Raw genomic sequence first — 23,256 nt, 5'->3', positions numbered from 1 at the left:
GCGTTAGATTGGCTTACACCATTAGAGAAATTTGCTCAGCTTGTTGATTATCATAAGACTTTTCAAACTGTCGCACCTCATGTTTGAATTCGCCATGATACAAATTAATAGTGTAATCAACATTTGAAAACAGCAATCGTTTATAAACTCGATAGAATAAATTGCTTTTATTTTAAGTAGTGGAATAAATTGAAATGCCAACAATCAGTGTAATTATTTTTTATATTTTAGCTATATTAGGCGGTATAACAATTGTTTATGGATTAATCAGTTTAAGTGTTTTTTTAATTACAATCGGATTGGCTCTATTATTTGCAGCACTTTTATTAAAAAAAGAATTTAAAATAGATATTTTATTTTGGCAATAAATATAATATTTATTTGTAATTTAATCTATATATAAACGTATTTCGATATAACTGACATAAAAAAATGTCAGTTTTTAAAAGATTAAATTAAGTTTTTGTAGAGATATGTGGTTAATGATGTTTTTTGATCAAAATAATTACAATAAAATATAAAAGTAAGAAATTTAAAATTTATTTAAGTATTTAAAAATAAAAAAGTTTCAATTAGGATAAAAGTAAAGTAGTAAGACCATTTTAGCTATTAAACAATAACAAAGTGAGGTAGGCATGACTTATAAGTATGAGTATGCAGGGTTCTGGTTAAGATTTGGCGCAATGATTATTGATAGTCTTATTCTTTGTTTAGCAATTATTCCAGCCGCATGGATTTTTTATCGGGGAGATTACGACTTAGTATTTGCTACAGGCTTAAGTAGTCAGCCACAAAACTATTGGTTTGACCTGATTGTGAACTACGCATTTCCTTTTTTATATTCAGTTTTATGTTGGTTGTATTTTGCAGGTACACCTGGCAAACGTTTGATGCGCTTAAAAGTTTTAGATGAAAAAACAGGTAATAAGCTCACAGTCATGCATAGTATTATTCGATATATTGGCTATATTCCATCAATTTTAGTATTTGGTATTGGTCTTTTTTGGGTGGCATTTGACGCTAAAAAACAAGGCTGGCACGACAAAATGGCAAAAACAGTCGTAGTAAGAGAGTTATAAGAAACTATACTAAAAAGCGTTCATAGCATTGAAAATAGGGAGCTATGAACGCTTTTTTTATTAGCTTTTTTTGGCTTTAAATTTGAGAACAACAAATACAATAATTCCGACCACCAATCCCCAAAATGCTGAGCCGATTCCGAAGAATTGAATACCCGAAGCGCTACATAAAAAGGTAAATAATGCAGCTTCACGCTCTTCAATTTGAGCAAAAGCAATCGCAATGTTGTGGCTGATCGTACCAAGTAATGCAATACCCGCTAAAGCTACAATAAAAATATGAGGGAAAGACATCAATAAACTTGTGAGTGTTGCAGCAAACAAACCCATTAAGATGTAGAAAAAACCGCAGCTTATACCTGCAATATAGCGTTTGCTTGGGTCAGGATGAACTTGGTCATCTAAGCTTACGGCAGCACTAATCGCAGCAATATTTACGCTATAACAGCCAAACGGTGCAAGCACAACTTGGGTTAAACCTGTCCAGCCAATGAGTTGATTCACGTGTGGTTTGTAGCCATAACTTTTGATCATGGCAATGCCCGGTAAATATTGAGAAGCCATACTAATCACAAACAGTGGCAGTGCTAAGCCCAAAAGTGCTGACCAGCTAAAGTCAGGACTAATCCAAACAGGTTTTGCTAAAGACCACTGAATTGTAGGTATATGAAATTCTAAAAAGACAGGACACAGGGCAATACCTACAATTACGGTAAATACAATGCTATAACGTGGCCATAATCTTTTTGTAATGACATAAATGCTAAGTAAGGACAAAACAAATACCCAATCATTTTGTAAACTTGCGAAAAGTGTAATACCAAATTTGAGTAGGACGCCTGCCAGCATGGCACTTGTTAAACTTTGAGGAATGTATGACAGCGCTTTTTGAAAAATACCTGAAAAGCCTAAAATCGCAGTGAGTAAACCACCAACTAAAAAAGCACCAATCGCTTCATTTAAACTATATCCACTACCTGTTGCCATAATTAAAGCAAGACCTGCGGTTGACCACGCCGTCGCTACAGGATATTTAAATTTCCAAGAAAGAATGAGTCCTGATAAGCCAATACCCAAACCCAAAGCCCAAAACCATGAAGTGATTTGTTCAGGTGAAGCACCTAAAGCTTGAGCCGCCTCAATCACTAAAACGGCCGAAACACTAATACCAATGAGAAAGGTAATAAAACCAGCAAATACTGCTGGAATTGAAAAATCTTGAAGAATTTTTTGCATGATACGTGTTCTAAATCCAAGAAAAATTAATAGGCTTCTGCCATTGCTTCCAGTTGGGGTGAATTTAACAATTTTTTTTAAGAAGGTGCTTTCTATTTTTAGGTTAAAAAATAAATAATATTTTTAAATTCTTAAATAATGCTATTATTCGTTCCATAAATAACAATGAATCAAGAATATTATTTTATGGATGAGAAAGCCGAAAATTTAACTCCACTAGAACTGAAAATTATGCGTGCCTTACAGGAAAATGGGCGTTTAAGTAATGCTGAATTGGCTAAACTAGTAGGTATTAGTACATCATCTTGTTGGAATCATACTCAGCGTCTTTTTAAGATTGGAGCAATCTTGGATGTTCGTGCTCGGATCAATCCCAATACGGTTCAACGTGGTACAGTGGTGTTAGTTGGTGTAGTTTTGGACCGTTCAACCCCTGACAGCTTTCAAGCATTTGAACAAGCCTCGGGTGATTTGGAAAATGTTTTAGAGTGTTATCTAGTGGCGGGAGAAGTCGATTATTTTCTAAAAATTCGTGTTAAAGATTTGGCTGCGTTTAACCGATTTCATAGTGAAAAGATTATTGCCTTACCCGGAGTAAGACAAGTCAGAACTTTTTTTGTACTTAATGAAGTTAAAACAGATGGCATGCTGGACTTTTAGCAGTTCATAATGTTTTAACTTTCTAATCCAAAAGCTTATTAGAGTAAAAATAATTAAATCGTTGAGGTTGCTAGTTTTAAACCAAATCCGAAAAATAGAATTCCTACTAAAAAGATTCCGCTTGCTGCAATTTTATGGTTTTCTTTAAAAAATGCCGAGAGTTTAATTCCAGAGAAGATTAATGCAGTTAAATAACTAAAGCTAATGATCTGTAAAATAATCGCTAAAATTAAAAAGCTCAGAGCAGGATAAGCGTAGTCTGGTTCAACAAATTGAACAAAGAAAGAGAGGAAAAATAAAATCGCTTTAGGGTTGAGTAAACTAATACTGAGGGCTGTTTTATAAGGATGAACTTTATCTAAAGCTGGTAAATCAGCCATTTCTGGTTGAGTTTGATTACGTTGTTTCCAGCGTTGAATACTGCCTTGTAACAGTTTAAAGCCTAAATAAGATAAATAAAGTGCACCTGTTAATTTAAGAATGACAAATACCCATGGGAATGCCTTGAGTAGAGACGCAGCTCCGAGTACTGTACATAGCATTAAAATAAGGTCACCGGTGAAAATACCGAATGCACCCATATATCCGGTTTTAATCCCGTAGCGCGAAGCGATTGACATCACATAAAGAGAATTGGGTCCTGGCAATAACACAATTAGGAATGTACCAATAATATATGTTGTTAAATCTGTTATGCCGAACACGAGAAACCCAATAAAAAAAACCGATTTTTGTCATGATAACAAAAATCGGCAATTTTGTATGAAAAGTGCAGTTTTTTAAGATTTTATTTCCGCATCAATTCCAAAAGACTGACGTAACAAAAGGCTTAATTGGTCACGTGCTTTAATAAAGCCATCGACACCACCTTGTAAAAGCTGGAATGCCATTAAGTCATGGTTAAGTTCATCTTTAAAACTTTGCTCATCTTGAGCTGGTCTAACCATGGCTTCTGCTTGTTTTGCTTGAGATGCATCAAGTGCCGCATCAACTGTACGGGTATCTTGCTCAAGCTGGGTAAGTAAGTTTGGCGAGATCGTCAGTAAATCACATCCAGCAAGGCCAAGCACTTGATCGATACTACGGAAGCTCGCACCCATCACTTGAGTTGGAATATTTTGTTGTTTGTAATAGGTATAGATTTTCTTAACTGAAACTACGCCTGGATCTTTTTCGATTGGATAAGCGTCTACACCTTCAGCTTTTTTGTACCAGTCTAAGATACGGCCTACAAATGGTGAGATTAAAGTCACTTTTGCATCTGCACACGCTTGGGCTTGATGTAAACCGAAAAGGAGAGTGAGGTTACAAGCAATTCCTTCAGCTTCGAGCACTTTGGCAGCTTGGATACCTTCCCAAGTCGATGCAATTTTAATCAGAATACGTGACTGATCAATACCATAACCTTTGTAAAGTTCACATAATTCATGCGCTTTTTTAATGGTCGCTTCAGTATCATATGAAAGTGCTGCATCGACTTCTGTCGAAACACGACCTTCAATCAGTTTTAAAATTTCTACACCAAATTTTACGGTTAAAATATCAATGGTTCTTTCGATTAACTCATCGTTGCTATAGCCTTCTTCTTTGGCTTGATAATAAGCATCTTCAATGAGCTCTTTGCTTTCTGGTTGTTCTGCTGCTGCCGTAATCAATGAAGGATTAGTCGTTGCGTCTAATGGACGGAATTTACGAATTGCATCAAGGTCACTACTGTCGGCAACAACGGTCGTTAATGTTTTTAATTGGTCAAGTGCTGTATGAGTCATTGATATTCAACATCTTCAGTAATAAATCTTATGTTTTCTTTATAGCACAAAGTCTATTCATGCTGTCGATATATCAATTGTTATATTTCAAAGAAAAACGTTTAGGTTCTGCATCTAATTTGAAATATTTTTAAGGCAGTGGTTGCATTCGTTGCTTACGGATATGTTCAATCAAAAATCTAGCAGCGGCACCAAGCTCACTTTCTCGACTCCATACCAAGTCGACATAGTATTCAAATCGGGGAGTGAAATCTAATAAATCCAATACTTTAAGTTTATTTTTTAATTCAGGATTTTCTTTAAACATTTCTTGAGGAAGTACACCCCAACCCAAATTGCGCAAGATCATTAAACAAGCGGAGTGGTGGTTATCGGTGCGCCAATAATGTTTCGAAAAAAGTAATTCTGGTTTTAACGTCTCATCTCGGCTTGCAACTACAATTTGTCGTGTAGTGAGGATCTGCTCATAAGAAACCTGATTTTGGCTTGCTAGAGGATGGCTGTTTGAAATAACTGGAATTAGAGCTTCCTGCTTGAGCTCTACGAATTGTTCTCTGTTATCTAGATGCTCACGTTCAAACATCAGTGCTAGTTGGGCAGAACCATCTAATAACATTTGCAGAGCATCTTCTTGAGGGGCAGACACAATATTAATTTGTAAGTCTGGAAAACGACTTTCTAAAAGACAAATATAGTCGGTCCAATTGGTGTGTAAAAGTTCAGAGACAATCACAAGCGTTAAATTGGCTTCTAACCCTGTACTTAACGCGTGAGCGTGTTGTTTCCATTGATTCATCTCAATCAAAAGCTGAGAGGTCTTTTCATATAAAACCCGTGCTTCGTCAGTAGGGACGGGTTCGCGGCCTTTACGGTCAAATAAAGTTAAGTCCAGATCAATTTCTAAATTGGCAATAGACATGCTTACAGCCGAAGGAACTTTGCCAAGTTTACGTGCTGCTGCTGAAAAGGATCCTGTTTCAATCACTGCCTGAAACATGAGTAGTTGTTCTTGATTAATATTCATCTGTCAAAAAAACTGAAAGAACCTGATTGGATTAATCAATATTATAAAAATAAAATGCACATTATCCAAGTTATTATTGAGTATTTAAAAATGTTGATTTCCAAGAGAAGACTCATTCATGCAATCAGTTATGAAGGAATTTTATTGGTCATCATTGCGATTGCATTAAGTTTTATTTTTGATATGCCGATGGACGTAACAGGAACACTCGGTGTGTTTATGGCAGTGGTTTCAGTTTTCTGGAACATGATTTTTAACCACTATTTTGAAAAAGTAGAGCATAAATATAATTGGGAAAGAACAATCCCTGTTCGGATTTTACATGCGATTGGTTTTGAGGGCGGTTTGCTGATTGCGACTGTACCGATGATTGCCTATATGATGCAGATGAGTGTCATTGATGCACTTATTTTAGATATTGGTTTAACCTTATGTATTTTAGTTTATACCTTTATTTTCCAGTGGTGTTACGACCATATTGAAGATAAGTTTTTCCCAGATGCCAAAGCTGCATCACTTCATTAAGCCAAGATATTGAAATGAAATAAGCACCCAAATGGGTGCTTATTTTGTTAGGTCGTTATAGAAATTATTTTTCTACAATCGCAACCACACCTTCACCACCTGCCGTACAGATCGAGATTAATGCACGGCCTGAACCTTTTTCATTAATCAATTTAGCAGCAGTTGCTAAGATACGACCACCAGTTGCAGCAAATGGATGGCCTGCACCTAAAGATGAACCATTTACGTTCAGTTTAGAGCGATCGATTGAACCCAAAGGTGCATCTAAACCAAGACGTTCTTTACAGAATTTTTCATCTTCCCAAGCTTTCAAAGTAGACAATACTTGAGATGCGAATGCTTCATGAATTTCGTAGAAATCAAAATCTTGAAGTTTAAGGTTTGCACGCTTAAGCATACGAGGCACTGCATAAGCAGGAGCCATTAACAAACCTTCTTTAGGGCCGTTTTTACCAATGAAGTCAACAGCTGCTGTTTCAGAGAAAGAAAGATAAGCTAAAACTTCATGACCGTTTTCTTTTGCCCACTCTTCAGAAGCAAGCAAGACAACAGAAGCACCGTCAGTTAACGGAGTTGAGTTACCAGCTGTCATTGTTGCAGTTTCGCCTTTACCGAAAACTGGCTTCAATTTAGCAAGTTTTTCAACTGTGCTGTCTGCGCGTAAGTTGTTGTCACGGTTAAGACCTAAGAATGGAGTCATTAAGTCATCTAAGAAACCACGCTCATAAGCAGCAGCAAGTTTTTGATGGCTGCTAGCAGCTAACTCATCTTGTGCTTCGCGAGTAATACCCCATTCTAAAGCAGTGATGGCTTGGTGCTCACCCATTGAAAGGCCAGTACGTGGCTCACCATTGCTTGGTGCATCAAGAAGCTTTTTAAAATCAATTTTTGTTAAGGCTTTAAGGCGGTCTTTACCCGTTTTAGCTACATTGAGCTCAAGTAAAACTTTACGTAAACCATCACCCACAGCGATCGGAGCGTCAGAAGTTGTGTCTACACCACCTGCAATACCTACGTCGATTTGACCAAGCGCAATTTTGTTTGCAACTACAAACGCTGCTTGTAAACCTGTACCACAAGCAATTTGAATGTCATAAGCAGGAGTTTCAGGAGCAAGATCTGTGCTCAATACAACTTCGCGAGTCATATTAAAGTCACGGCTGTGTTTTAAAACAGCACCAGCAACGACTTCACCAATACGCTTACCCTGTAAGTTAAAGCGTTCAACCAAACCATTCAATGCTGCTGTCAGCATGTCAGAATTTGACGCTTTGAAATAAGCAGTATTTGAACGTGCAAATGGAATACGGTTGCCACCAATAATTGCAACGCGGCGAACAGTGTTTTGGCTCATGGTTTTATCCTGTTGAACAGAAGTTTTGGTTTTTGTTGCTTTTGGTGCTGCAGCTACATTTGAAGATGTAGACGAGGTTTCTGAAGCAGCGCTCTTGGTACGAGGGCTACGTGCAGGTGCAGTCGTTGAACGAGTACGTGTCGTTTTTGATGTATTAGTTGCTGCTTTAGGAGTAGTGCTGTTACGCTTAGCCGTGTTAGAAGCCGACTTTGATGTATTTGACACTTTTTCCTGAGCAGAATTCTCGACTGCTGGATTTTCTTGAGTTGTTTTGCTCATAAGGCTTTTCCAAGCATAATAACGATATTCTTGTAAGCTACCTTAACACAATTCAAATAGACCTGTATTGACTAGAATGACATTGTAGATAGCATTCAGGTCAAGACATCCAAAGATGAAGTCAAGTATGATTTGGAGTAACTCTAATGAACGACTGCTTTCATATTGTTGCTATTCATCTCATAACATAATGAAGCCTGTCGTAGAAAATTCATTTCTTTGAGAGATAATAATCATGACTGATCAATACCAAGCATTTACACAATCTCCTATTGGTAAATTCGTTGTTAAAAATCTGGGTTTACCATCGCCAGTTGTATTAGAGCGTTTTGAAAGTGCTCAGCCAGTAGTGAATGGTGCAGTATTGGTTGGCGCAGCGCCGTCAAGTATATTGTCTGGTGCGATTGCACAAGTACTTAGCAATGTTCATGCAGATAGCTATGTAGGCAATAACGTTGCTTTGCAACAAGAAGCTGCAAAAGTTGGTTTAAATTTACGTCCGTTCAATGCAGGCGACAAAGAATCAAAATTCAAAGCAGTTGTATTTGATGCATCTGGTATTCAAAACTCAGAACAGTTAAACGAACTTTATAAATTCTTTAACCCAATTGCACGTCAAGTTGCGACTTCTGGTCGAGTGATTGTGATTGGTACAACTCCTGAAACTGCGAAAACTGTAAAACAAGCGATTGCTCAGCGTGCACTTGAAGGCTTTATCAAATCTATAGGTAAAGAATTTAAAAAGGGTATTACTGCTCAAGTTGTTTATGTTGATGAAGGTGCTGCGGCAAATCTTGAATCAACATTACGTTTCTTGCTTTCTCCGCGTTCGGCTTATGTATCTGGTCAAGTGATTCGTGTATCTAAAGCAGATGTGGTTGATGTTGATTGGGCAAAACCACTTGCTGGAAAAACTGCATTAGTAACTGGTGCAAGCCGTGGTATTGGTGAGGCAATTGCACATGTATTGGCTCGAGACGGCGCGCATGTTATTTGTTTAGACGTACCACAACAACAAGCTGACCTTGACCGTGTAGCAGCTGACATTGGCGGTTCTACATTGGCAATTGACATTACAGCTGCTGATGCGGGCGAAAAAATTAAAGCTGCTGCGGCAAAACAAGGCGGTTTAGATATTATCGTTCATAACGCAGGTATTACACGTGACAAAACTTTGGCAAACATGAAGCCGGAGCTTTGGGACTTAGTAATTAACATTAACTTGTCTGCTGCTGAACGTGTAAATGACTACTTGTTAGAAAACGATGGTCTAAATGCAAATGGCCGTATTGTTTGTGTATCATCAATTAGCGGTATTGCTGGTAACCTTGGTCAAACCAACTATGCTGCGTCGAAAGCAGGTGTAATTGGTCTAGTGAAATTTACTGCGCCTATCTTAAAAAATGGTATTACCATTAACGCAGTAGCACCTGGCTTTATCGAAACTCAAATGACTGCTGCGATTCCATTTGCAATTCGTGAAGCTGGTCGCCGTATGAACTCAATGCAACAAGGTGGTTTACCTGTTGATGTAGCAGAAACAATTGCATGGTTTGCATCAACTGCGTCTACAGGCGTAAACGGCAACGTTGTACGAGTGTGTGGTCAAAGCTTGTTGGGCGCTTAAGCACTTTTAGCGAAATAGGGGTGCTTGTGCATCCCTTTTTTATTCAAGAATTTATAAATTATAAAAGGTTAGGTATGAATACTCGTCATTTTAGCCAGCTACCAAAAGCGGCATTGGCTTATTCAAAAGTAGTGCAAGGTTTAATTTTTAAAAAGCCGAAAGGTCCAAAAATATTACCGCAAGTTGAATATGTGGTAGATACTTTAGAAATTGATCAGAACCACCTCAAAGCTTATAACGAAGTATGTGGTTTTCAAAATAATGGCTTTGTACCCGCAATTTATTTGGCGGTGCTTTCTCAAAGTTTGCAAATGCACATGATGACAGCAGAAGCCTTTCCATTTCCAATTTTAGGTTTAGTCCATATTCGTAACCAGATTAAACAAACTAGACCAATTGGTGTAACTGAAAAACTCACTCTGTCATGTAAGTTTGGGGAACTAAAACCGCATGATAAAGGTGTTCAGTTTGACTTTATTACCACGGCAAAAGTTGGCAATGAAGTGGTGATGGAAGGTTTAACGACTTATTTATCTCGCCAAAAAGTTGAGAAAAGAGTAGGTGAGAAAGCTAAAGAAGAACAAGCACCAGCTTATGTTCCAAAGGCAGAGTGGAATATTTTAGAAAACACAGGTCGCCGTTATGCGAAAGTGTCTGGTGATTTTAACTTAATTCACATTCATGCCATTACTGCAAAAGCATTTGGCTTTAAGCAAGCAATTGCACATGGTATGTGGAGCAAAGCTAAAGCATTAGCAAACCTTGAATTACCAAATGCTTATGAAGCAGATGTATGGTTTAAGCTGCCAATGTTCTTACCATCAAAAGTTGAGTTTTTAACTGCCAATACAGATAAAAAGACTGATTTCTTAATTCGTAATGCTAAATCACAAAAACCGCATGTTGCAGGAACTGTAAAAGCATTATAAAAATAGCAGCAGCCTGAACAGAGGTTTGGGCTGCTTTTGAGCAAAATAACAAAAAATGCAAGGAACTTCATGTGATTAAAGAAATTTTACTGGCCGATACCCATAACTATCACGGTATTTTAGATGAACGTTTTATTGATTTAGCTCATCAGTTTAGCCGTCTTCAAGATGCTAGAACGGGACAAGGTGGAGCTGCTTTAGCGGTTTATTTTAGAGGTCAGAAAGTTGTAGATATCTACACCGGTCTAAAATCACAAACCGAAGCTTGGCAACCTGACACATTGGCAGTTTGCTATTCTACAGGTAAGGGCATACTTGCAACTTTAGCGCATATTTTAGTAAGTGAAGATTTTTTAGAATACGACAAACCAATTTCGACTTATTGGCCTGAGTTTGCTCAAAATGGAAAAGAGAAAATGACATTGCGTCATGTGCTCAGCCATCAAAGTGGCATGTTTGACGTGCGAAATATCATCGAAAGTGCGCGAGAAATGCTCGACTGGTCACATATGTTAGATGTGGTCGCGGCGACTAAGCCAAGATTTCTTGCAGGAGAGGGTAATGCTTATCAAGCTTTAACATTTGGTTGGCTTGTGGGTGGTGTACTTGAAAAAGCAACTGGCCAATCTTTAGATCAGCTCATGCAAAATTATCTTGTTGAACCATTAAAGTTAGATGGGGCATATTTTGGGACGCCTGAAAATGAGTTGGATCGTGTAGCACGTTTAATTATTCAACCAAAACCAGAAAAACCAGCGTCTACTCAAGTTGAAAAACCTAAAAAGCCACAGACTCGCAAGAGTTCACTCTCTGAAAAAATGATTACGTGGACTGGACAAGACCCCCAAGACTTTCAAGATGCCATGATTCCAAAAGGAATGAAACATCTTAGTTTCTTTAGTGACGAGGGGTTGCAAGCAGTTATTCCAGCGGCGAACGGCACTTTTACTGCAAATAGTCTTGCTAAAATTTATGCGATGCTGGCAAATCAAGGTGAATGGGACGGACAGCAAATTATTCGCCCAGAAGTATTTAAAGAGCTCAGCACCATCCAAAGTTATGCACGTGATCGTGTTATGCCAATTCCGATGAATTGGCGTTTAGGCTATCACCGTATTATTACCATGGGTAAACGCGCTAAAAATGGCTTTGGACATATTGGTTACAATGGTTCAGGAGCGTGGTGCGATCCTGAGCGTGGCCTCAGCTTTGCTTATACGCATAACTTCCAAATTGGTTCAATCACGGGTGATTACCGTTTGTGGGGACTGACTCAAGAGACTTTACGTTGTACCGACCAAATTTTAAAAGGCCGTAAAGGCTGGTTCTAATTTTAGTATTTTTAAAGCTGGTATTTTTAAGCAATGCCAGCTCAACATTTATAATAATTCTAGGCGAATAATTGCTTCGGTATGGCGCTTGAAGTCTTGCTCAGCTAAACCTTGTAAACCAAGTTTATAAATCCCTTCTAATCCGCATACAAAGGCAATGAGTCGCCATGCAATGTCTGTGGAATTTGATCTGTTTTTAAATTCGCCTTCTTTTTGGCCACACTCAATCGCTTGCACAATTGTTTCATGCCAACTTTGCATGGCAAGGTTATAAGCCTTTTGTATTTCAATATCTTGCTCAATCAAGAGTTCAGCTTCATTCCATAAACGTAAGTAGGGCTGAAGTTTGTCGATATTTTCTGCACCTAATAAGATGAAGAGTCTTTGAAATTGACTGGTTGTTTGGAGAGTTTGTTCAATTTCATCGAGCTGTTCCATCAGCTTTAAAAAAGCTTCAGCTTTTAAATGGGATGCCGAAGAAAAGTGGTGGTGAACTTGTCCGGTAGAGGTTTGTGCTTCTGTTGCGATTCGGCGCACCGTCATGGCTGTAAAACCTTCAGCCAAAGCAACTTGCATGGCAGCTTGCAGAATCATTTCTCTGCGTTGATCGCGATTAAGATAGGCCATGTTTTTTCACCTGACTGAATTCGACACAAATTACATTAAAACTAAAACTTGGACAAGTGTCCAATTGTGTATATAATATCCATAATTTGAACACATGTCCAAGTTTTGGATATTGAAGAGCGTTATGCAAAAAAAATGGTTAATCCTGACAATTATCGTCCTTATATATTTACCAGTTACGATTGATGCAACGGTGATGCATGTTGCAACACCATCTTTAAGTGCAGCATTGAATTTAACTGCCAATCAGCTTTTATGGGTTATTGATATTTATTCACTGATTATGGCGGGTTTGATTTTGCCAATGGGTGCACTTGGCGATCGTATTGGCTTTAAAAAATTATTATTTATTGGAACTGCAGTTTTTGGTGTGGGTTCGTTAGCTGCGGCTTTTTCTCCAACTGCCTATGCCTTAATTGCTTCTCGTGCTGTCTTAGGGCTAGGGGCAGCTATGCTTATTCCTGCCACTTTATCCGGCATCCGTAATGCCTTTACTGAAGAAAAGCAGAGGAATTTTGCACTTGGTCTTTGGTCTACAGTGGGTGGTGGCGGAGCTGCTTTTGGTCCATTAGTTGGTGGATTTGTACTAGAACATTTCCATTGGGGAGCTGTATTCCTCATCAATATCCCGATTATTTTAGTCGTTCTGGTCATGATCGTGATGATTATTCCTAAACAACAAGAGAAAACTGATCAGCCAATTAACTTAGGGCAAGCTTTAATTTTGGTTGTAGCCATTTTAAGCCTCATCTATTCAATCAAATCGGCGATGTACAACTTCTCGATGCTTACGGTTGTGATGTTTGTGGTTGGAATAAGTACTTTAATTCACTTCATTCGAAGCCAAAATAGAGCTACGACACCAATGATTGATCTGGAATTATTTAAACATCCAGTGATTTCTACCAGTATTGTTATGGCCGTTGTTTCTATGATTGCTCTGGTTGGGTTTGAATTACTCTTGTCTCAAGAGTTGCAGTTTGTACATGGGTTTTCACCATTACAGGCAGCCATGTTTATTATTCCATTTATGATCGCAATTAGTTTGGGTGGTCCATTAGCAGGAATTTGTTTAAATAAATGGGGACTTAGACTTGTATCTACTGTTGGTATTTTAATAAGTGGATTTAGTTTATGGGGGCTTGCTCAGCTTAACTTTTCGACCGACCACTTCTTAGCGTGGACGTGTATGGTCTTTTTAGGCTTTAGCATTGAGATTGCCTTATTGGCTTCAACTGCCGCCATTATGTCATCTGTACCTCCGCAAAAGGCGAGTGCAGCAGGTGCCATTGAAGGCATGGCCTATGAGCTTGGGGCTGGTTTGGGCGTTGCTATATTTGGATTAATGTTGTCTTGGTTTTATAGTCGTTCAATTATTTTGCCAGAACAGCTCCCAACGGACTTAATTGAAAAAGCGAGTATCTCGATTGGAGAAACCATGCAATTAGCGTCTAACCTTGAAAATCCTTTGGGAGGACAATTAATTGCAGTTGCGCAGCAAGCTTTTAGCTATGCCCATAGTTGGGTGCTTACCATTTCAGCTATTTGTTTCTTCCTTTTAACTGTATTTGTCTGGTTTAGCTTTCCAAAGAAAGTAAATTAAAACTAAAGAATAAAAAGAGAGGCTACCTTTCTTTTTATCCTTAAATATCTTTTTAATATTTTCTACATATTAAAAATTGGTTATTTAATTCTCATAAATAAACTATTCTTTAAAAAGGTTCATATTTTTATTTCAAAATGATTCAGTTGTCATGTAATTGAAATTTAATGAAAAATTAATTGTTGTGAAATTGACTGTGTAAAAATGGTTTGCTAACCTGCTATTCGAAAAATCTAAAAACAAATAAAAGAGGCTGCTGTGAATTTTAAATTAAAAACATCACTCATTATTGGAGCAATTGTTGCGTCTTCACTTGTATATGCCGCAACTGTACTTTCACCAAATCAGAATAATAATAGTGGATCAATTCCATCCGGTTATTCAGATTTAGAATTTAATCTAGCAAATGGGAATTGGGTCAAAAACCTTACTTTACCCACAAGCGCTAATAATTTGGACAAAATTACAATTCGTTCTAGTGCTGCCTATAGTAGCTATTTAGATACTTCTAATACCAATATTCCGTTAGAAGTATTAAAGATAAATAGTGGTGATGTTTACCAATTCATCTTTAATAGTAGTCAAAATAAATGGATCGCTCAGTTAGCGACAGTGAGTCCTACTAATGGTGCGACCTATGAAGTCGTTCCATTAACAACTGCATCAATGCAAAAAGTACTTATTCAAAATGACAAATGGGCACAAACCATAGCATTACCGAGTGATGTCCGTGATGGAACAACCGTACAAGTTGTTTCTACAGCAAGTGCAAGTTCGGACATTGATAAAACAAATTTACTATTCCCGAGCAGTTTTACATTAAAAAATGGCTCTGAATATTGGTTCAAATATTATTCTGCTTTAGGAAAATGGGTTCCAGAGTATATAAAACCTCAGAAGTTAAATGTTCAGCAAATTGGAACGTCATTAGCGATAGTTAATAGTCCACTTACAGAAATTTCATTTGGAGATGGAAACTGGGTTTCCAATTTCACTTTGCCGACCACTGCAAGTGATCGAGATAGAATTATTATTAAGTCTACTGCAACTTGGTCTGCAAAAATTAATAATACAAATATTAATAGCCAAGCGACCCTAACGCTTAAAACAGGCGATCAATATGAGTTTATGTATGTAAGCGACAAAGGCTATTGGCAGTTGATCTCTTCACCTACAAAGGTGATTGATTCAGCCGCAACAATCCCTGCAACTTTACCGAATATGACTCAGCCTACTTTAAAGGTAAAACTTTCTACCTCAAATTGGCAGCCAACCTTACAACTACCTGCTAAAGCTCAAGTCGGCGATAAAGTTGTTATTGTGTCAAATGCATCGGCAGACACCTATATTAATGCTGCTAATGGCTTGTCTACCGCAATTAAAAATGGTGAAAATCGCCGTTTTATGTACACCGCTCAAGGCTGGACAGTAGATAGTTATACAATTGATATGTTGTTGGTTTCTAGTCCAGAAGTAAATGCAATTTTAGGAGAGAGCGCTGCAAAACTTAGAATGATTGAAGGCGTAAATTTAACAAATTTAACCTCTGAAAATTCAAATGCACGTTTTTACTTAAGAGAGGTGGGCTATTTAACCTATAAAATTCCTGCTGCTACTCTAAAAGAAGCAATCTCTACTGGACGAGATGACACCACGGTACAAAATGAGCGAAAACGTGTATTGGCAGACGGTGTTTATTATCAAGGTAATGAACCTGGTGACGGTGGTTGTGGTTGGGCTTGGATTAATGCTTCTGCATATAACATGATTGGCGCAAATGATATTGCAGGTTGTTCTTTCGCGGCCATGCGTCATGAAGTCGGGCACAATCTTGGTCTGTACCATAATGGTTCAACTAATATTGGCTCAGGTTTTGCCCATCCGTTAGGAAGTACTGCAATGGGTGGCAATAATATTAATTTCTATTCGAGTCCATATCTATACAACCCGAAATATGGTGTACGTTTAGGTGTAGAAGGAAAAATTGATGCGGTTAGTGTGATTAACCTGAATGCGCAGAAAATTTCTCTGTATAACTAATCTCTATTTTTAGCTGTAAATAATGAAGAAAAATAAATTGTTAATAGGAACTGCTATCGCTTGTGTGGCGTTAGCAGTTTTAATCTGGTTTGCCTTTTCACAGCAGAGCTCTTCTGCTTTAACGTCGTCTTCAGAAAATGGGCAAGGGACTGGGCAAAAACTGGCAGATAATCAGAATGAATTTGCTCGTCAAAATATACTGAATTTGAGTCCGTCCGAAAAAGAAAGATTGTCTCAGCAACAGATTATTTTTAATGAAATAGAAAAGGATCAACTGCCTTCTAATGTTAATTTTCCACTAATTAAAAATGCAGAAGGTATGGTCATTAAATATGATCCAAATGTGATTGAACTTAAAAAAGTGGGCGACACTGTTAAGTTCCAAATGTTGCAATATGGCATTAATCGCACGGGTAAAATTGTAGAGATCGAACCTGTTGACCAAGATATTGTTCGATGGACTGGGAAATTTGATCAGGGCGATCCGAATCAGAATTTCTTTACCATTACTCAAAGTCAAAAAGACCATTATACAATCATGCAAATTTTTACCGAGAAGGGAAATTATTCGGCTGAAATTAAGGATGGTGTGGGGCTCGTGCAAACGATGGATGAGGGTGTTACAGATCAGGAGTTACACCATGATCATCCTTAGACAAATAAACGGTTCTGGTAGAGAAAAGAAGCCAGTTCGCAGTTTATCTGTACGGATATGAGCTTTATGCGTTCACACTCTTTTAAAAACAAAGTATGCTTATGCCTGTAACAAGGAGCATACATGTATCAAGTACTTGCTAGAAAATACCGTCCACGTAATTTCAATGAGTTAGTGGGGCAAAACCACGTTTCTCGTGCATTAAGCAGTGCATTGGAACGCGGTCGTCTTCACCATGCTTATTTATTTACAGGAACCCGTGGTGTAGGTAAAACTACAATCGCACGTATTTTAGCCAAGTGTTTGAACTGTGAAACGGGTGTAACTTCTACACCATGTGAAGTCTGTGCAACCTGTAAAGCGGTAAATGAAGGCCGTTTTATTGACCTAATTGAAATCGATGCTGCTTCAAGAACCAAAGTAGAAGATACGCGTGAACTTTTAGACAACGTTCCTTATGCGCCAACGCAAGGTCGTTTTAAAGTTTATCTGATTGACGAAGTACATATGCTATCGACGCATTCTTTTAATGCGTTATTAAAAACACTAGAAGAACCACCGGAACACGTTAAGTTTCTGTTTGCTACGACTGATCCACAAAAGCTACCGATTACAGTCATTTCACGTTGTTTGCAATTTACTCTACGACCTTTAGCCGTTGATGAAATTACAAAGCATCTTGGCGCTATTCTTGAAAAAGAGCAAATTAATGCTGATCAAGATGCAATTTGGCAAATTGCTGAATCTGCTCAAGGTTCACTGCGTGATGCATTATCTTTAACTGATCAAGCCATTGCTTACGGGCAGGGTTCTGTACATCACCAAGATGTTAAAGAAATGCTTGGTCTAATCGACCGTACGATCATTTATGATTTGATTTTGGCGATTCATCAAAACCAACGTGAGAAAGTTAGTCAGCTTTTATTACAATTTAGACACCAAGCGCTAGATGTTTCACTTGTGCTTGATCAGTTGATTTCGACATTGCATGAATTGGCAATTTTGCAATATCTACCTGATTTGAGTTTGAAATATAGCGATGAAATCAATCGCAAGATCATGCAACTGTCTAAGCTGATTTCTGCTCAAGATTTACAGCTATATTACCAAATCGCATGTAAAGGTCGTTCAGACTTGCAACTTGCCGTGACGCAAGAGCAAGGTTTTGAAATGTGTGTTTTACGCTTGTTGGCATTCCGTCCTTTAGCACCAAATGAAATTGTGGTGTCAGAGCCTGTTCAACAAAATGGACAAGCAGAAGTAGGTCTAAATTCACAACCTCAGCCAATAGTCCAAGAGATTACTCCAGTAAATACGGTTCAACCTGTTGAAGTTATTAGCCAGCCCGCTATGGTTGAACCTGAACCTGAACCTGAACCTGAACCTGAACCTGAACCTGAACCTGAACCTGAACCTGAACCTGAACCTGAACCTGAACCTGAACCTGAACCTCAGTCTAATCAGGATTTAATGGTATTTGACCCAAATCATCATGAGCTGATTGGGCTTGATTCAGCAGTTGTTCAAGAGACTGTTAGTGTTAGTGTTCTTGAAGAAGATTTCATTCCGGTACCAGAACAAAAGTTAGTACAAGTTCAGGCAGAAACACAAACTAAAAATATTGAACCTGAACCAGCTTTCACTGCTGAACCTCAAGGTTTGTTTGAGACATCTAGCGCTAAATTTTCCCTTGGTCAAGATGTGCCTATAACTCCTGATTTGTCTTCTGAACCTGTTATTGAACAACAGTCATTTGTACAAGCCGAAGTAATGGTTCAAACAGAAATAGTTGCCGTTGTAAAAGAGCCTAGTGCAACTGATCACGGTCAGTTGATGCCTCAAGATATCTTGAAGCTTTCTCCTCAAGTTTTGGAAGGTGAGTGGACACTCGAAAAGTGGGAATATTGGTTTAGAAATAGTCAGCTTTCTCCAGCCGTTCAAGAACTTGCTCAACATGGTGTGATGACTGGTGAAATTGGTGGCAATACTATTTTCCATATTCCTCAAGAATATGAAAATATGCTGACCCAATTACAACAAGGCCTTATTGATGCATTAAATGAGCAATGGCCGAATACTCAGTTTACAGTTGAATATGGTGCTTTGAATACATCTACTCCCTACACTATTCAAAGTGCACGTAAAGAAAAAGCCTTTCACCGAGCAGCTGAGCTATTACAGCAACAGCCAGTTATTAAGAGTCTCATAGAAACTTTTGATGGCGAACTACAAAATATTCAATTAAAGCCTTAAATTCATCTGATTTTTGATCTGGTGCAGAATATGAAAATAATAGAGTTTTCATATTCTTCATTGGATTGAAATATTTGGGTCATGTCACTGTCATTGTACTTTTCTATGTTAGCCATTTTAGATTTTAAATGGACTATATATCGTCATGAAAAGGCAATGCATTGGAATAAATTGTTTTAAATATTCATATTTTTTATTAATCGGCGCGATTCTGCTGAGTGGTTGTAACGACTCTGCAAATGATAGTTCAAATACACCAGAAACAGGTAAAAAGCCTGTAATGCGCTGTGCTCCATAAACTTAAATAATAAAAAGAACCTGATCATGATTACACGTCGTAAATTTTTAAATTACTCTTTAAATATGGGTTTTGGTGCTGCGGCATTGGCAACTTTCCCATCTAGTATTCAAAAAGCTTTAGCAATTCCTGCAAATAATAAAACTGGAACCATTCAGGATGTCGAGCACGTTATTATTTTAATGCAGGAAAACCGATCTTTTGACCATTACTTCGGAACATTAAAAGGCGTCCGAGGGTTTGCCGATCGTTTTACGATTCCTTTGCCAAGTGGCCGCCGTGTTTGGGAGCAGCTTAGAAGTAATGGGCAAGTTTTAACGCCTTTTCATTTAGATGGTACAGCCAATAATGCGCAGCGTGCAGATGGTACGCCACATACGTGGAATGACAGTCAGCTGGCTTGGGATAATGGGCGTATGGCGAATTGGCCAGCTCATAAAACTGATATCTCAATGGGTTATTTTAAAGAAAAAGAAATTCCATATCAGTTTGCGCTTGCAAATGCTTTTACGATTTGTGATGCCTACCATTGCTCTATGCACACTGGAACAGATGCAAACCGTTCTTATCATTTAACGGGTACAAATGGTGCAACACCGACCAAGCGTTCATTTGTAAACAACGAGTGGGATTGGATTGATGGTAACCCAGCGACGGCAGACCGTGGTTATACATGGAAAACTTATGCCGAACGCTTAGAAGAAGCAGGGGTAAGTTGGATTTGTTATCAAAATATGCCAGATGAATGGGGCGATAATATGTTGGGTGCATTTCGATCGTTTAGAAAGGCCAACATTGCTTCTGGTTATCCGGTTGCAAGTGGCGGCGAACCGAATAAACCGTATGCTGATACGGGTCAAAAACTACCGTATAAAGCCTATGATGCTGCAACTGATAATGCCAAAAATCCATTATATAAGGGCATTGCAAATACGCTACCGGGTAATAAACCAGAAGAATATCTTGATGCTTTTAAACGCGACATTCGTGAAGGGAAGTTACCTCAAGTCTCTTGGATTAATGCGCCATCGATTTATTGCGAACATCCAGACCCTTCAAGCCCAGTTCAAGGAGCTTGGTTTATTCAAGAAATTATTGATGCATTAACTGCTGTACCAGAGGTGTGGAGTAAAACTGCGCTACTTATCAACTTTGATGAAAATGATGGTTACTTTGACCATATGCCATCGCCATCAGCGCCATCTCGACTTAAAAATGGTCAGTATGCTGGCAAATCGACATTAAGTAGTGCCGATATGCAGGACGAATACTTTGACCATGCCGCGCCTGAAGGAAGTCATTCACAGCCTACACCGGATGGACGAGTTTATGGACCAGGCCCTCGTGTTCCGTTATATGTGATTTCCCCATGGAGTCGTGGTGGTTGGGTGAACTCACAAGTGTTTGACCATACCTCTGTGCTCATGTTCTTAGAAAAACGTTTTGGTGTAAAAGAGCCGAATATCAGTGCGTATCGCCGTGCAGTGTGTGGTGATTTGACCAGTGCATTTAACTTTAAAACACCAAATGCAGATGTTTTACCGCAGCTGAATGGTAAACAAACACGTGTGCAAGCAGATGAGTTAAGAGAAAATCAAGAAGCTTTACCAGCTGTGCCTGTACCCACGGATACGAAGTTACCGATTCAGCAAAGTGGTATACGTCTTTCACGTGCGTTACCTTACGAGCTACACACCAGCGCACGCTGTAGTACTGATGGCAAAGTGCAATTGATTTTCTCTAATACGGGTACGCAAGCAGCGGTTTTCCATGTTTATGACAAGCTCAATTTAGACCGTATTCCAAAGCGTTATATTGTCGAGCCGAATAAGACTCTAGATGATGTATGGGACGCTTTAAAAGATAATTTAGGTCGTTATGACCTATGGGTACTTGGTCCAAATGGCTATCATCGTCATTTCAAAGGGGATACTCAACGTATTGTTGATAGTGGCGTTAAACCTGAAATTCGAGTGTGCTATGACATTGCCAATGGCGATGTATACGTTGAACTCATGAATGATGGTACTAAGGATGCAATATTGACGGTAAAACCTTGTGCATATCGACAAGATACGCCGTTACAACTTACCGTAAAAGCGGGACAGGTTGTTAAGCAGCATTGGGCTTTGGCCGATGTAGGGCATTGGTATGATTTTGAAATTACCAGTCAAAGTGATCCATATTATTACCGACGTTTTGCTGGTCGAGTCGAAACGGGTGAAGATTCCTTTAGTGATCCTGCAATGATGTAAGCTAAGACGAGGCAAAAAGAGCTGTGTATTTTCTTTTTGCCTCATTTTTTATAATAAGAAATTCTCTAAAACCTCACGAACTGTCTCGGAAATTGGCACAGTCTTACGCGTTTCGCGATCAACAAAAACATGCACAAAATGTCCTTGAGCTGAGGCTTGATCTTGACCTTGTTTAAAGATTGCTAACTCATAGCGTAGAGAAGTCGTGCCGATTTTGCCAATCGCAACACCTACTTGAATAATCTCAGGAAATGATAACTCTTGAAAAAAACTACACGCTGAATCGACCACTAACCCAATTGCTTTTGCTTCATGAATATCAAAACCTGTTTTTTGAATCAATAAAGCATTGGCTGCTGTATCAAAATAACTATAGTAAGTCACATTATTTACATGACCATAGATGTCGTTATCTGCCCAACGCGTTTGAATGTCTAAAAAGAACTTAAATTGATCACGGTTTTTTAAAACTGGTTTAGTCATTAATGAATCGCCTGATAAATTGCCAAAGCAGCGGCTTCTGTCATGTCACGTGGGTTATTTTGTAGTAAGCGGGTTTGCAACATGGCATCTTGAGCAAGTCGAGGTAAACTGGACTCATCAATACCCAAATCACTAAGTCTTAAAGTCAAACCACTACGGTCTAAATGGTTCTGCATATGGTCAATAAACAGATCACATAAACCATCTGTGCTGCCATTACTATATGGATCAAGCCATTGCATAAGCTCTGCATAGTATTTTTTTGCATTTGGTGCATTAAACTTTAATACTTCAACCAATACTAAGGCATTGGTATGACCATGCGACAAATTAAAATGTCCACCCAGTGGATAAGCTAAAGCATGTACCGCAGCAACGGGCGAGTTTGCAAAGGCTTGACCCGCGAGCATTGAACCGAACAGCATGTTTTGACGTGCTTCTAAATCATTACCATCTTTAAGAACTTTCGGTAAGTTATGGTTTAACAATTTCAAAGCATGCTTGGCTAAAATATCCGTATAAATATTTTTTTTATGTTTTGAGGTATATGCCTCAATAGCATGTACCATCGCATCAATACCTGTGGCGGCCGTAATATGAACAGGTAGATTTTGGGTAAAATTTGCATCAAGAATTGCAGTGTCGGCGTAGAGTACTGGAGAGACAATCCCCATTTTTGTCGTCTCACCAGTGGTGACAATGGAGATTGGCGTTACTTCTGAGCCTGTTCCGGCTGTTGTTGGAATCAAAATAAGCGGAAGGCGAGCTGTAGTGACTTGGTTTACGCCGTACATCTCTTGCAAACTTTGGGTCTGGTTAGGGTGGGCGAGTAAAGCAATAACTTTTGCAACATCTAGAGAACTACCACCCCCAAAACCAATAATGACATCAACATTTTGCTGTTTAGCGTAATTGGCTGCATCTAGTACTACTTGTTCAGGTGGATCAGCTTGCACATCAGCATAGATGACATATTCAATGTTGAGGTTATCTAAAATTTGCAGGATGGGACGGTGTAATTGATTTTTAACCATGCCTGCATCGGTGACTAGCAATAACTTACGGTAAGCTTTTGACGACAAAACATTTTGTAATTCTTGTATAGAGCCTAAGCCAGAGATGATATTTGGAACGGTTTGAAATTGAAAATAGCTCATATACATTATTTCCTTATTTTTGAACATTATTGTTGAATGGCTCTATAAGATTCAATCTCTAAATAAGTTAGC

20 protein-coding genes are annotated in these 23,256 nt (G+C 38.5%); 12 read left to right on the top strand and 8 right to left on the bottom strand.

Annotated features, from left to right (window positions below):
• Positions 1-194: 194 nt before the first annotated feature.
• Together MKL51_RS17430 and MKL51_RS17425 are read left to right on the top strand one after the other, a co-directional pair.
• Positions 195-368, top strand: coding sequence for a hypothetical protein (locus tag MKL51_RS17430; RefSeq protein ID WP_005068723.1), 174 nt, complete (start codon positions 195-197; stop codon positions 366-368).
• Positions 369-635: 267 nt separating this feature from the next.
• Positions 636-1,079: an RDD family protein gene (locus MKL51_RS17425; RefSeq protein WP_270904374.1), complete on the top strand. Its 444-nt coding sequence runs from the start codon at positions 636-638 to the stop codon at positions 1,077-1,079.
• A gap of 60 nt (positions 1,080-1,139) precedes the next feature.
• Here MKL51_RS17425 and MKL51_RS17420 read toward each other — a convergent pair whose 3' ends face one another.
• Positions 1,140-2,315 carry a benzoate/H(+) symporter BenE family transporter gene (locus MKL51_RS17420; protein ID WP_032007425.1) on the bottom strand — a complete coding sequence of 392 codons (1,176 nt, stop codon included), beginning with the start codon at positions 2,313-2,315 and terminating at the stop codon, positions 1,140-1,142.
• 186 nt (positions 2,316-2,501) lie between these two features.
• Between MKL51_RS17420 and MKL51_RS17415 the strand changes: the two genes are divergently transcribed.
• On the top strand, positions 2,502-2,975 hold the full coding sequence (locus tag MKL51_RS17415; RefSeq protein ID WP_002115169.1) for an Lrp/AsnC family transcriptional regulator: 474 nt from the start codon (positions 2,502-2,504) through the stop codon (positions 2,973-2,975).
• Between the two features lie 53 nt (positions 2,976-3,028).
• On the opposite strand, the gene leuE is transcribed toward MKL51_RS17415, so the two are convergent.
• The 3 genes from leuE to MKL51_RS17400 all read right to left on the bottom strand — a co-directional run bounded on the left by leuE (position 3,029) and on the right by MKL51_RS17400 (position 5,768).
• Positions 3,029-3,679: a leucine efflux protein LeuE gene (gene leuE, locus MKL51_RS17410; RefSeq protein WP_016803130.1), complete on the bottom strand. Its 651-nt coding sequence runs from the start codon at positions 3,677-3,679 to the stop codon at positions 3,029-3,031.
• A 75-nt stretch (positions 3,680-3,754) separates the two neighbouring features.
• Positions 3,755-4,744, bottom strand: a complete 990-nt coding sequence (tal, locus tag MKL51_RS17405; protein ID WP_017480912.1) for a transaldolase — start codon at positions 4,742-4,744, stop codon at positions 3,755-3,757.
• Between the two features lie 130 nt (positions 4,745-4,874).
• Positions 4,875-5,768, bottom strand: a complete 894-nt coding sequence (locus tag MKL51_RS17400; RefSeq protein WP_032007421.1) for a LysR family transcriptional regulator — start codon at positions 5,766-5,768, stop codon at positions 4,875-4,877.
• A 90-nt stretch (positions 5,769-5,858) separates the two neighbouring features.
• Between MKL51_RS17400 and aceI the strand changes: the two genes are divergently transcribed.
• A complete protein-coding gene (gene aceI / locus MKL51_RS17395) occupies positions 5,859-6,293 on the top strand; it encodes a chlorhexidine efflux PACE transporter AceI (protein ID WP_130625944.1) in 435 nt (144 codons plus the stop codon).
• Between the two features lie 64 nt (positions 6,294-6,357).
• Here the strand turns inward: aceI and MKL51_RS17390 are convergent, their stop codons facing one another.
• On the bottom strand, positions 6,358-7,926 hold the full coding sequence (locus MKL51_RS17390) for an acetyl-CoA C-acetyltransferase (protein WP_032042458.1): 1,569 nt from the start codon (positions 7,924-7,926) through the stop codon (positions 6,358-6,360).
• A gap of 235 nt (positions 7,927-8,161) precedes the next feature.
• On the opposite strand from MKL51_RS17390, the gene MKL51_RS17385 reads away from it, so the two are divergent.
• The 3 genes from MKL51_RS17385 (at position 8,162) to MKL51_RS17375 (ending at position 11,813) form a co-directional block, all read left to right on the top strand.
• Positions 8,162-9,553: a 3-oxoacyl-ACP reductase gene (locus tag MKL51_RS17385; protein WP_032007417.1), complete on the top strand. Its 1,392-nt coding sequence runs from the start codon at positions 8,162-8,164 to the stop codon at positions 9,551-9,553.
• Positions 9,554-9,627: 74 nt separating this feature from the next.
• The gene (locus MKL51_RS17380; RefSeq protein WP_032007415.1) at positions 9,628-10,482 is read left to right on the top strand and encodes a MaoC family dehydratase; all 855 of its coding nucleotides are present in this window, start codon (positions 9,628-9,630) and stop codon (positions 10,480-10,482) included.
• Between the two features lie 71 nt (positions 10,483-10,553).
• Complete coding sequence (locus MKL51_RS17375; protein ID WP_032007414.1) at positions 10,554-11,813, top strand: serine hydrolase domain-containing protein; 1,260 nt, start codon at positions 10,554-10,556, stop codon at positions 11,811-11,813.
• Between the two features lie 48 nt (positions 11,814-11,861).
• On the opposite strand, the gene MKL51_RS17370 is transcribed toward MKL51_RS17375, so the two are convergent.
• Positions 11,862-12,440 carry a TetR family transcriptional regulator gene (locus MKL51_RS17370; protein WP_032007412.1) on the bottom strand — a complete coding sequence of 193 codons (579 nt, stop codon included), beginning with the start codon at positions 12,438-12,440 and terminating at the stop codon, positions 11,862-11,864.
• Between the two features lie 124 nt (positions 12,441-12,564).
• Here MKL51_RS17370 and amvA point away from each other — a divergent pair, with 124 nt between their 5' ends.
• From amvA to MKL51_RS17345, 5 genes are all read left to right on the top strand, one after another.
• Entirely contained in the window at positions 12,565-14,043 is a 1,479-nt protein-coding gene (amvA, locus tag MKL51_RS17365; protein WP_032007411.1) for a multidrug efflux MFS transporter AmvA, read from the top strand.
• Positions 14,044-14,301: 258 nt separating this feature from the next.
• Positions 14,302-16,083, top strand: coding sequence for a metalloendopeptidase CpaA (cpaA, locus tag MKL51_RS17360; RefSeq protein ID WP_032007410.1), 1,782 nt, complete (start codon positions 14,302-14,304; stop codon positions 16,081-16,083).
• A 22-nt stretch (positions 16,084-16,105) separates the two neighbouring features.
• Positions 16,106-16,738, top strand: a complete 633-nt coding sequence (gene cpaB, locus MKL51_RS17355) for a metalloprotease secretion chaperone CpaB (protein WP_032007409.1) — start codon at positions 16,106-16,108, stop codon at positions 16,736-16,738.
• Positions 16,739-16,861: 123 nt separating this feature from the next.
• Complete coding sequence (locus MKL51_RS17350) at positions 16,862-18,991, top strand: DNA polymerase III subunit gamma/tau (protein ID WP_270904373.1); 2,130 nt, start codon at positions 16,862-16,864, stop codon at positions 18,989-18,991.
• A 324-nt stretch (positions 18,992-19,315) separates the two neighbouring features.
• Positions 19,316-21,544, top strand: coding sequence for a phosphocholine-specific phospholipase C (locus MKL51_RS17345; protein WP_032007407.1), 2,229 nt, complete (start codon positions 19,316-19,318; stop codon positions 21,542-21,544).
• A 48-nt stretch (positions 21,545-21,592) separates the two neighbouring features.
• On the opposite strand, the gene MKL51_RS17340 is transcribed toward MKL51_RS17345, so the two are convergent.
• Both MKL51_RS17340 and MKL51_RS17335 read right to left on the bottom strand, forming a co-directional pair.
• Positions 21,593-22,027, bottom strand: coding sequence for an acyl-CoA thioesterase (locus tag MKL51_RS17340; protein WP_032042460.1), 435 nt, complete (start codon positions 22,025-22,027; stop codon positions 21,593-21,595).
• Positions 22,027-23,184, bottom strand: a complete 1,158-nt coding sequence (locus MKL51_RS17335) for an iron-containing alcohol dehydrogenase (protein ID WP_017480921.1) — start codon at positions 23,182-23,184, stop codon at positions 22,027-22,029. Before MKL51_RS17335 ends, MKL51_RS17340 begins: the two co-directional genes overlap by 1 nt.
• Positions 23,185-23,256: the final 72 nt, after the last annotated feature.

Origin of the sequence: Acinetobacter sp. AOR18_HL, from assembly GCF_027855145.1 — a bacterium.
GTDB lineage: Bacteria > Pseudomonadota > Gammaproteobacteria > Pseudomonadales > Moraxellaceae > Acinetobacter > Acinetobacter pittii.
Note: the sequence above shows the minus strand (reverse complement) of the source record. Positions and strands in the feature narration are given on the sequence as shown.